Annotated in this window: 10 protein-coding genes; 6 read left to right on the forward strand and 4 right to left on the reverse strand. The window is 61.7% G+C overall.

The annotated features are described in order from the left end of the window. Positions 1-268: 268 nt before the first annotated feature. A complete protein-coding gene (locus tag QRN25_RS25925; RefSeq protein ID WP_285022408.1) occupies positions 269-1,291 on the forward strand; it encodes a sensor histidine kinase in 1,023 nt (340 codons plus the stop codon). Between the two features lie 16 nt (positions 1,292-1,307). On the opposite strand, the gene QRN25_RS25930 is transcribed toward QRN25_RS25925, so the two are convergent. Then, on the reverse strand, positions 1,308-1,559 hold the full coding sequence (locus tag QRN25_RS25930) for a DUF6894 family protein (RefSeq protein ID WP_285022409.1): 252 nt from the start codon (positions 1,557-1,559) through the stop codon (positions 1,308-1,310). Positions 1,560-2,068: 509 nt separating this feature from the next. Between QRN25_RS25930 and QRN25_RS25935 the strand changes: the two genes are divergently transcribed. From QRN25_RS25935 to QRN25_RS25955, 5 genes are all read left to right on the forward strand, one after another. Beyond that, positions 2,069-3,160 (forward strand): sensor histidine kinase, encoded by a 1,092-nt coding sequence (locus QRN25_RS25935; protein ID WP_285022410.1) that lies wholly within the window; start codon positions 2,069-2,071, stop codon positions 3,158-3,160. Beyond that, positions 3,157-3,816 (forward strand): response regulator transcription factor, encoded by a 660-nt coding sequence (locus QRN25_RS25940; protein WP_285022412.1) that lies wholly within the window; start codon positions 3,157-3,159, stop codon positions 3,814-3,816. Before QRN25_RS25935 ends, QRN25_RS25940 begins: the two co-directional genes overlap by 4 nt. A gap of 200 nt (positions 3,817-4,016) precedes the next feature. After that, a complete protein-coding gene (locus QRN25_RS25945; RefSeq protein ID WP_285022414.1) occupies positions 4,017-4,217 on the forward strand; it encodes a hypothetical protein in 201 nt (66 codons plus the stop codon). Between the two features lie 119 nt (positions 4,218-4,336). Next, complete coding sequence (locus tag QRN25_RS25950; protein ID WP_285022415.1) at positions 4,337-4,594, forward strand: hypothetical protein; 258 nt, start codon at positions 4,337-4,339, stop codon at positions 4,592-4,594. 280 nt (positions 4,595-4,874) lie between these two features. Next, positions 4,875-5,039 carry a hypothetical protein gene (locus QRN25_RS25955; protein WP_285022416.1) on the forward strand — a complete coding sequence of 55 codons (165 nt, stop codon included), beginning with the start codon at positions 4,875-4,877 and terminating at the stop codon, positions 5,037-5,039. Positions 5,040-5,149: 110 nt separating this feature from the next. Here the strand turns inward: QRN25_RS25955 and QRN25_RS25960 are convergent, their stop codons facing one another. The 3 genes from QRN25_RS25960 to bla form a co-directional block, all read right to left on the reverse strand. Next, the gene (locus QRN25_RS25960) at positions 5,150-5,830 is read right to left on the reverse strand and encodes a site-2 protease family protein (RefSeq protein WP_285022417.1); all 681 of its coding nucleotides are present in this window, start codon (positions 5,828-5,830) and stop codon (positions 5,150-5,152) included. Positions 5,831-6,031: 201 nt separating this feature from the next. Next, positions 6,032-7,618, reverse strand: coding sequence for a carboxylesterase/lipase family protein (locus QRN25_RS25965; RefSeq protein WP_285022418.1), 1,587 nt, complete (start codon positions 7,616-7,618; stop codon positions 6,032-6,034). Positions 7,619-7,735: 117 nt separating this feature from the next. Continuing rightward, positions 7,736-8,713 carry a subclass B3 metallo-beta-lactamase gene (gene bla, locus QRN25_RS25970; RefSeq protein ID WP_285022420.1) on the reverse strand — a complete coding sequence of 326 codons (978 nt, stop codon included), beginning with the start codon at positions 8,711-8,713 and terminating at the stop codon, positions 7,736-7,738. Positions 8,714-8,940: the final 227 nt, after the last annotated feature.

Raw genomic sequence — 8,940 nt, forward strand, 5'->3', positions numbered from 1 at the left:
ATCGGACGCAATCTACCCGTCGCCGAAACGAACATCGCATTGTTCACGGCCGACTCGATAGCCACTTACCGGATGTGCCCGGATTTACCAGAAAGGCATGGTGTTCCCGGCATGTACGAAAGGATATTCGCAGGGCATCGATTCGCGGTGCTGAGCGTTGCTTGGATGATCCATGCGCCTGGTGCGAAAGGACTGATAGCGAATGATTCCAAGGTCACCTCGCATTGCTTTGGCGCCAACCTCCGGCCGTACGTCGCGGCCCGCTCGCTTGGCATTGCTCTGCGCTGCAATCGGCACGATCTTCATCGCAGATACGCTCACGGACTACGAGATCGCGGTCGCGGTCTTCTATGTCACGACGGTGCTCATAGCGTCGGCCTTTCTTTCCGTGCGCGGTGTGCTGACCTGCTCGGTAGTATGCTGCGCCTTGACCCTTTGCAGTGTGATCCTGAATGATCGAGGCGCTTACGAGGCTGGCCTTGTCAATTGCATGCTCAGCATATGCGCCATCGCGGCCACGACTTACCTGGCACTGCAGCGGTCTTCGGCCTTGCAGGCCGAGCAGACGTCCAGGTCGCAGTTGGTGCGTCTCTCGCGGGTCAGCACGCTGGGTGAGTTGGCCACATCGATTGCTCATGAGGTCAAGCAGCCGCTAACCGGCATCGTCGCCAGTGCGAGCGCCTGTCGCAACTGGCTTGGTAGCGAGCCGCCCAACGTCATCAAGGCAGAGCAGGCAGTCGCGCGCATACTCGCCGATGCGGGGCGTGCTTGTGGGATCGTCGATCGCGTGCGCAAGATGTCCAAGCGCGCGGCTCCCAAGGCAGAGTGGGTCGATGCCGAGGCGCTGGTCGCGGACGTCGTCATGTTGTGCCGTCGAGAATTGGATCGGCATGGAACTCGCGTCGTCACACAAGTGATCAACGGACCCACCTTCGTCTTTGCCGATGCCGTTCAAATTCAGCAGGTTCTGATCAACCTGATCCTCAATGCGCTAGAGGCGATGGCAGGGGCCAGGCGCTCGGCGGCACAGGGCGTGACGATCGGTATCGTTATGCAGGAACAGAGCGCGCAGATCAGCGTCGCAGACACGGGACCGGGCATCGATGAGCACCGGCTGGATGAGATCTTCGACCCTTTCTACAGCAGCAAAGAAGATGGCATCGGCCTCGGCCTCGCGATCAGCCGATCGATCATCGAATCCCACGGAGGCCGTATCTGGGCGAACCCGGAACTATCGGGCGGGTCCAAGTTCATCTTCACGCTGCCGGCCCGTCAGATCACCGGTACCTAAGCTCGCCTCGCAGTCGCTAATGGGCTACCGGCATTTCCGTCGTGTAATTGCTGGCATTGACGACGACCTCGAATACCAGATTTTTCTCTTCATCGACGACTTTCACCGACCATTGCTTACCTGAACAGAAATCGTCGGGCGCCTGAATGAGCATGTCGCCGGTAAATTGGACGGCCTCCTTCTTCGCCGCATGCAGATCGGCCAGAGGCATCCCCCGCAAATCCGGATAATTCTGGCCATCGGTCACGTGGAAATAATAGTTAGGCATCCGTCTCTCCTGCCGGTTCGCAGGTGCGCGCTATTTTCATGATGCGCGCCTTTATCTGCCAACCATCGACCCAATCCATTCAATGCTTTGTATGCGATAATTTATATGACAAAAATTCTTCATTTTTCTGAAGAATATTATAAAAATTTGGGGAAATTGAGAGATCAACCACTCAGTAACTCTGTTGTTGTGGGTGAGAAAAACTTAATAGCCGTTAATTTATTGATCTATCATGATATAATCATTCGGAAGATGTTTCCATAAGGGCATGGTGTTCTGTCGATATACTAAGGTATATTGCAGGAAGGGATTGCGAGCGTTCATCGCAAATGCGATAAAGCGAAGCATCATCACTCGCGGGGCGAGCACCGTCCGTCGTTCTGTGCGGGGGCGACGCTTGAGCGGGGGACTGCTCGTGGTTTCGTCCGGTCGCGATGGCCCTGAGTTGTTAATGCCGACCGCCAGTTATCGTCACGCCCGTACCGATTAATAATAAAATGGAACCGGCCGTGATCCGATCGCCGACTGACCAGCGACCATCACTGATAGGCGGCCGGATCGGCGGGCCGGTCGCGCGTTCCGTCCTGCTGGTATTCCTGGCCGGCTTGATATTCACCGCAGACACGCTGACCAATTTCGAGATCGCGGTAGCCGTTTTCTACGTCGCCCCGATCCTCATTGCCGCCGGATTCCTCAGGACGTTTGGCGTCCTTGTTATCACGGCCTTGTGTGCCGGTCTGACGCTGGCGAGTTTCATCCTGACCAGGGAAGGGATGTACGAAGCGGGAACCGTCAATTGCATCCTCAGCATGTGCGCGATAGCGGCGACGGCTTACCTGGGCTTGCAACGCTCCTCGGCGCTGGGTGCCGAACACCAGGCGCGGATCCAGCTCACACGTTTGTCGCGCGTGAATACGTTGGGTGAGATGGCCACCTCGATCGCTCACGAGGTCAATCAGCCGTTGACCGGCATCGTCTCGAGCGCGGGCGCCTGCCGGAACTGGCTGGCTGGCGACCCTCCCAATATCGACAAGGCGCGGCAAGCCCTGGAGCGCATGATCGCCGATGCCAACCGGGCGAGCGGCATCGTCGATCGCGTTCGCAATCTCTCGAAGCCCGCAGCGGCCAAGGTGGAGTGGTGCGATACCCGCACACTCGTGAGCGAGGTGCTCGCGCTTTGCCGCCGCGAACTGGACCGTAATGGGATCGTTCGCACCAGCGAGGCAGGCACCGATACGGCGCAGGTGTTCGGCGATGCGGTGCAGATCCAGCAAGTCCTGATCAATCTCATTCTCAACGCGGTGGAAGCGATGGCAGGCTGTGCGGTCGGAACTCGTACCCTTATGATTGCGGTCACCGGTCAAACCGATGAAGTGGTCCGGTTTACCGTTGGCGATACCGGGCAGGGGCTCGATCCGCAGCGCGCCGAGCAGATCTTTGATCCTTTCTACAGCACCAAGAATGGCGGGATCGGCATGGGCCTTGCCATCAGCCGCTCGATCGTCGAATCCCATGGCGGGCGGATCTGGGCAGAGGCCGGGCCGCAAGGCGGGGCCAGTTTCCATTTCAGCCTGCCCGGGCGTATGGTGGTGCCGGTATGAGCACCACCCATCCCGGCGACGATCCCGATACGATCGTCTATATCGTCGATGACGACCCTTCGGTGCGCGCCGGTCTTGCCGATCTCCTGGCCTCGGTCGGGCTCGACTCGATGAGTTTTCCGTCAGCCAGACACTTCGTGGCCTTCGAACGGCCGAACCGCATTTCCTGCCTGGTTCTCGACGTGCGCATGCCCGGCCTGAGCGGTCTGGATTTCCAGGATGAAATGGCTTCGCACGGCATCATCATGCCGACGATTTTCATCACCGCTCACGGCGATATTCCCATGTCGGTGCGGGCTATGAAGGCCGGTGCGGTCGAATTCCTGACCAAGCCCTTTCGCGACCAGGACCTGTTGGACGCGATCCAGCAAGCCTTGCTGCTGGACCGTCAGATGCGCGAGGGCGCCGAAGTCCAGTCCGTGCTGCTGGAGCGCCATGCATCGCTGAACGCGGGCGAACGAGTGGTGATGGACCTCGTGGTCGCCGGTCTGCTCAACAAGCAGATCGCCTCGGAGCTTTCGCTCAGCGAGGTGACGATCAAGGTGCGGCGCGGGCACGTCATGCGCAAGATGGGCGCCAGTTCGCTGGCCGATCTCGTTCGCTACGCCGGACGGATCGACGGCTCCGACCAGCGGGTTCTCAAGCTCAAATCCTGAGAGTCACCATGTGAGGGCTTTGCGGGTCGCGTTGATCCCCGGTCTCTTGCCGCGCACCGCGCGTAGAAGCCAACCGACGATCGGATAGTCGCCTTTGCTCCTGTCGAGGCGGAGGTAAAACAAGTGCGCCCTTTGCGAACCTGTAACTGGTCCTGGCGCCATCTTTTTATTACGCTGGTCGTCCGATTCAGGAGCGACAGATGGCCGCGCAAGCGTTCCGTACCCCGACTGAGGATGAAATCGCCGCGGCTCGCGAGGTCGCTTCGTTTGCCGGCTGGCCGGCGGACGAAGGGGATCTGGCGGAGCTTGTGGGTATCGTGCTGAACATGGCCGGATCGGAAACCAAGTGCCCACCCGGGGTGGCGGATGATCCCTACCATTTCTTGTACGCCGTGAGGTGACCTGATCGCCGCGGGGTGTCGCGCGCTCGGAGGACCGCGCACCAGCGGCGGTTCGCCGAGGCGTAAATCGGCAATTCATGCGGGCACGGCTTTTCAGGACCTTCCATAAGGAGGCCCTGATGAAAATTCTGAAATTATCTCTGGCACTTGCGATGGTGGCGAGCAGCCTTGGCATGACGGTCACGGCGGACGCGCATCCGCGCGGCGATCGCCACAGGTACGAGGATCGCCGCGACTACCGCGACCATCGTCGCCACTATCGTGATCATCACCGCTACGAGCGCCCGCGTCATTGGAACGATCGCCGGTATCGCGGGCATCATCACCGTTGCTGGACGGAATGGCGTCATCATCGCAAGGTCCGCGTCTGTCGCTGAACGCGGCGGGGCGTGGAAACCCTGAGCGGCCGGAGCCGGGCCTGGTCCATCGGCGGCGACGGCATGCCCGAGGCGCCCGGCGACCAAAGGCTTTCAATGACCGCCGCTCGCGAAAAGGCCCGGCACTGCGGGAGCAGGCCGGGCCAGTCGACTGCTGGGGCTTTCGGGAAAAGTCCCTCACGGTACGGCGGTTATGTACACGAGTACGGCGTCAGGCACGAGCATTCCATGTTACGGCGGTGTCGCCGATTAGTCTGGCGTGGGTAGCAGGGGAATTGCGATGGACGTGGTCGATGCCTTACGCAGAGCGACCGAGGACGACGTTGAGCAGGCGGTAGTGGAGGGCTACTTTCCGGTGCCCCAGATGACCGCCGCTGATCTGCTGGCGTTCTTTCATGCGATGATCGATCGGGTCCTGAGCGATCATGTCGGCGAAAACCAGTGATTGCGGTTACCGTGTTCGTTTGAAGTCGGATCGGTTTCGCTCAACGCGCCTCTCGTCCCCCTGAGCGGCCGTCGATTGCCGGGGTACTGGCCGAGCCGATCGGGGCCGGCTCACGCACGCGCCACGAAGCGCGCGAGGGCTTGGTAGCGCTCCGCCGCCCAGTCGAACGGGGGCTGGACCACCCGCTGTACGAGGCCGAGCTCCGGCCACAGGTACGGCACGACCAGCAGCAGCACGATGAGCAGCGGAAAACCCCAGGGTCGCAGTCGGGCGTAGGCGCGTGCCGCCGTTCGCGGCAGCAAGCCCTCGACGATATGCGAACCGTCGAACGGTGGGATCGGCAGCAAGTTGAACAGCGCCAGGAATATGTTGATGAACATGAAGTTCTGCAGGTTGAGCGCCGCGAAGCCCAGGACCGGACCGACGGTCGCGTTTCTGGCAACCAGGCCGAGCAGGACCGCGCCGATGCCTGCCAGCACGAGATTGGTGAGCGGTCCCGCCGCCGCCACCGCCATCATGCCTAGCCGGGGGTTCTTCAGCCTGCGGTAGTCGACCGGCACCGGCTTCGCCCAGCCGAACACCGGCGCGCCGGCGAGCGCCAGCATGCCCGGAAGCGCGACCGTCCCCACCGGGTCGACATGGCGTAGCGGATTGAGACTCAGGCGGCGCTGCTCGTAGGCGGTGGGATCCCCCAGCAAGCGCGCCACCATCCCGTGTGCGACCTCGTGGAACACAATCGCGATCACGAGCGGCACGATCAGCGCCGCGGCCTGAATGATGGTCTGTTGCATGGTCACGATCTAGGAAGCGCGCGGGCCTGCCGCAATCGTGCCGCGCGCTTATTCACGCCCGCATGAGCGGGCCTCCGATCCCGGTAACGTTCAGGCGCATCGGTGCACTTCAATCATCTTCGATCCGGGTAAGCCGAGCATGGTTCTATGACTTGCGGCTCAACACGGTTTCGATCCAGGCATTGGTGCCGTCGAAACACTCTATTTGGAGTTATAGATCGAACCTGAGCTGGCGTTTGCCTGTAGGAAGTCGAGCTGCTGCTTGCCGAAATTCCTCACGACGTGCTGGCCGGAATTGGTGAACTCCAGGAGGACGTCGTCGTCCGGCAGTACCTGCGGCCACTGGGCTAGGCCTGGAATTTGCGGGGTTCCCGTTCGTGCAAAGGCGACCCACCGCGCCGAGATCGCCGCCGCCATCGCCTGGTCCTTCTGGCTCCAGCCCGCGCTCGACCCGGCCGATGGGCTGGCGAAGACGAACTCGATCTCATCGCCATGACCGGCGCCAGGGCGACTGGCGCGCAAGGCCTCCGGCACGTAGGAAAAATGATAAAGCCACACCGGATTTCCGGCACTGGCGGACATGCGAGCGGTCTGCCGCGCCGGCTCGACCATGGCGGCATCCCCCCACATCCGCGTCAGGGCCGCCTTTTCGCCGATGTGCGGCGCGTCGTAGCGTCTCAGACCTTCGGCGGCATGGGAGCCGAGACGTTGACGCAGCGCCGGCAACCCGTCCGGCAGCCAGCGTAGCAGGCTTTCTTCCCAATCATTCGCGCCGACCAGCAAAGGCACTGCAGCTGCCTGTTGGTTTGCAAACGTGCCGAACGGGGCTTGTGCCAACATTTCGCCGTCCTCGACCGGTTCGCTCACCGCCGTAACCGGAGCGTCGAGCACGGACGCTGCCGAAAGGCTGCGCAAAGCGGCTGGGTCATCGCTCGCGACACCCTTGGACATCGCCCAGGATCGGCCCGCTTCCGCCGCTTGAGCAAGAGGCAGGAGCGTCTTGCGGGGTGACCCGGATTCCATGATGGCCTGTTGGAACAGGCCCCGCGCCTGCTTCACGGCAAGCAACGCGGCGACGGAGACGGCCCCCGCCGATTCTCCCATGACGGTTACCCGGTCTGGATCGCCTCCAAATGCGCTGGCATTGTCCCTGACCCAGCGCAATGCGGCGATCTGGTCCATGAGCCAGAAATTGGCCGTCGCCTCGCCGATGCGCCCCTGCTGGGCACGCAGCGCCGGTGTCGTGAAGTTCCCGAACCGGCCCAGCCGGTAATTGATCGTTACGATCATCGCGCCCTGCCGGGCGAGCGCGCCGCCATCGTAGGTCGACATCGCACCCGACCCCATGATGAACGCGCCGCCATGAATCCATACCATGACCGGAAGATGCTCTCCCAAGGTCGTTCCTGCGGGGCGCCAGACGTTGAGATAGAGGCAGTCTTCCGACGCACTGACAGCGTGTCCTGGCGGCATCGGATTGTTCTGCGTATCCTGCATGCAGTCCGCGCCGAAGGCGCTTGCGGCACGAATGCCCTTCCACGCCTGTACGGGCTGCGGTGCCCGCCAGCGCAGATTGCCTGTCGGCGGCGCGGCATAAGGGATTCCTCGGAACACCTCGACATCACCCTGCGCGGCGCCAGCGACGGTGCCGGAAAGTGTGGCGGCCTCAGGCACCATCAAATTGCCCGGCGCGCCGGTGGCACAGGCCATGCCAACGAGGTCAGGGGCAGTAGCGGCAAGCAGGGTCGCCGCAATGGCCACGTGATGAGTTAAACGACGAATATTCATGAACGCGTGCATTCCAGATCGAAGTCCTCCGATCTTGTCGCTCAGCGACCGGCTTCCTGCGGAACGGGGGTGAGATCGGCACAGCTTGGCGAGCAGGTTGGCCTCAACCGGCGACAGCTATTGCTTCTCCTGGCGAAGGCGAGCGTCGAATGCGGCCTCGTATCGGTCCGCGAGAACTTCACACGCCTTTGGGGTACGATAGCCATCTGGCGCAAGGCGAAGTCTTGCCAGCTTCTCTTCTCCGCCGGAATGTTCTGGGTGACCTGTGATTAGGATGTTGCAGGAAAGTGAGCGAACCAACTTGAAGGTCTGGCGAAACTCGCGGATAACGTCGGGACGGTCGGTATATCGATAGACGTTGTCGGTCAGCGAGTTGACGCTGGCGGCAAAGACAATGTCCGCGCAGGCAGGCCGAACATCTCCATGCGCTGATCCGGAACATGACCTCCACGACCAACTCATGCTGCCGGGCGTGTGCCCCGGAGTGGCGTGTGCGGTAACTACCACGCTTCCAAGCCGAATCCGCTGTCCATCGCGTACGGCAGTCACCCGGCGGACTGGTGGGTAGGTGAACAAGAATGAGCGCTGCGGGTCCTCCGGTCCGCTGCGCCCGGCGCGTAAAACCCGCGCACCGGCAGCGCTGGCCAGCACTTTCGCGCCGCTGTCCCTGGCCAATGCTGCAATTCCTCCCGCATGATCGTAATGCGGTTCGCTGCTGAGAATGTATCTTACGTCCCTGATGCTGAAGCCAGCGGACGCGAGACTTGCTTCGACCAAGGGGGCGGCTTGCGGAAGGCCGGCATCGATCAGGATCAGTCCTTCTTCGGTCACGATCATCACCACATTCAAGTGCGTGAAACCGACCAGCCAGGTGGAACCTTGGACCCGGACCGGTCCCACAGGCTCGAGCCAGCGCGGTGCAAGGTCCTGAGCAATGGGCCGGGTCAGATCGTCCCCCGTGGATGAAGCCACCGGATTCGCGCTTGCTATGTCCACCGTGAAAGCCGTCAAGGAAGCGAGCGCAGAAAGCGCGAGTATTTTGGCGGAGCACTTGAAGCCTGTCAGGCGGGTCAGCGAAGGATAGTCATGCAGCATCGCCGGCCCGTCCCTAATCACCACGCGAGGGAACGATGGCTCCCCATGGATTGCCTGGAATCGCATTCATGAGGTTGGCTAGCCAACGGTTTCCTCGCACTTTCCCGCGCCCCGGATAGGCCAGCTGTGGCAAAAGCGATTAAACGCTCGTCGGCAAGAACGCGGGGCTCGTGGTCGTGTCCCGCGGGGTGGTGTAGGAACCGTCGATCTACGGCAGGATCAGGTTC

The organism is Novosphingobium sp. fls2-241-R2A-195 (assembly GCF_030209485.1).
Lineage (GTDB): Bacteria > Pseudomonadota > Alphaproteobacteria > Sphingomonadales > Sphingomonadaceae > Novosphingobium > Novosphingobium resinovorum.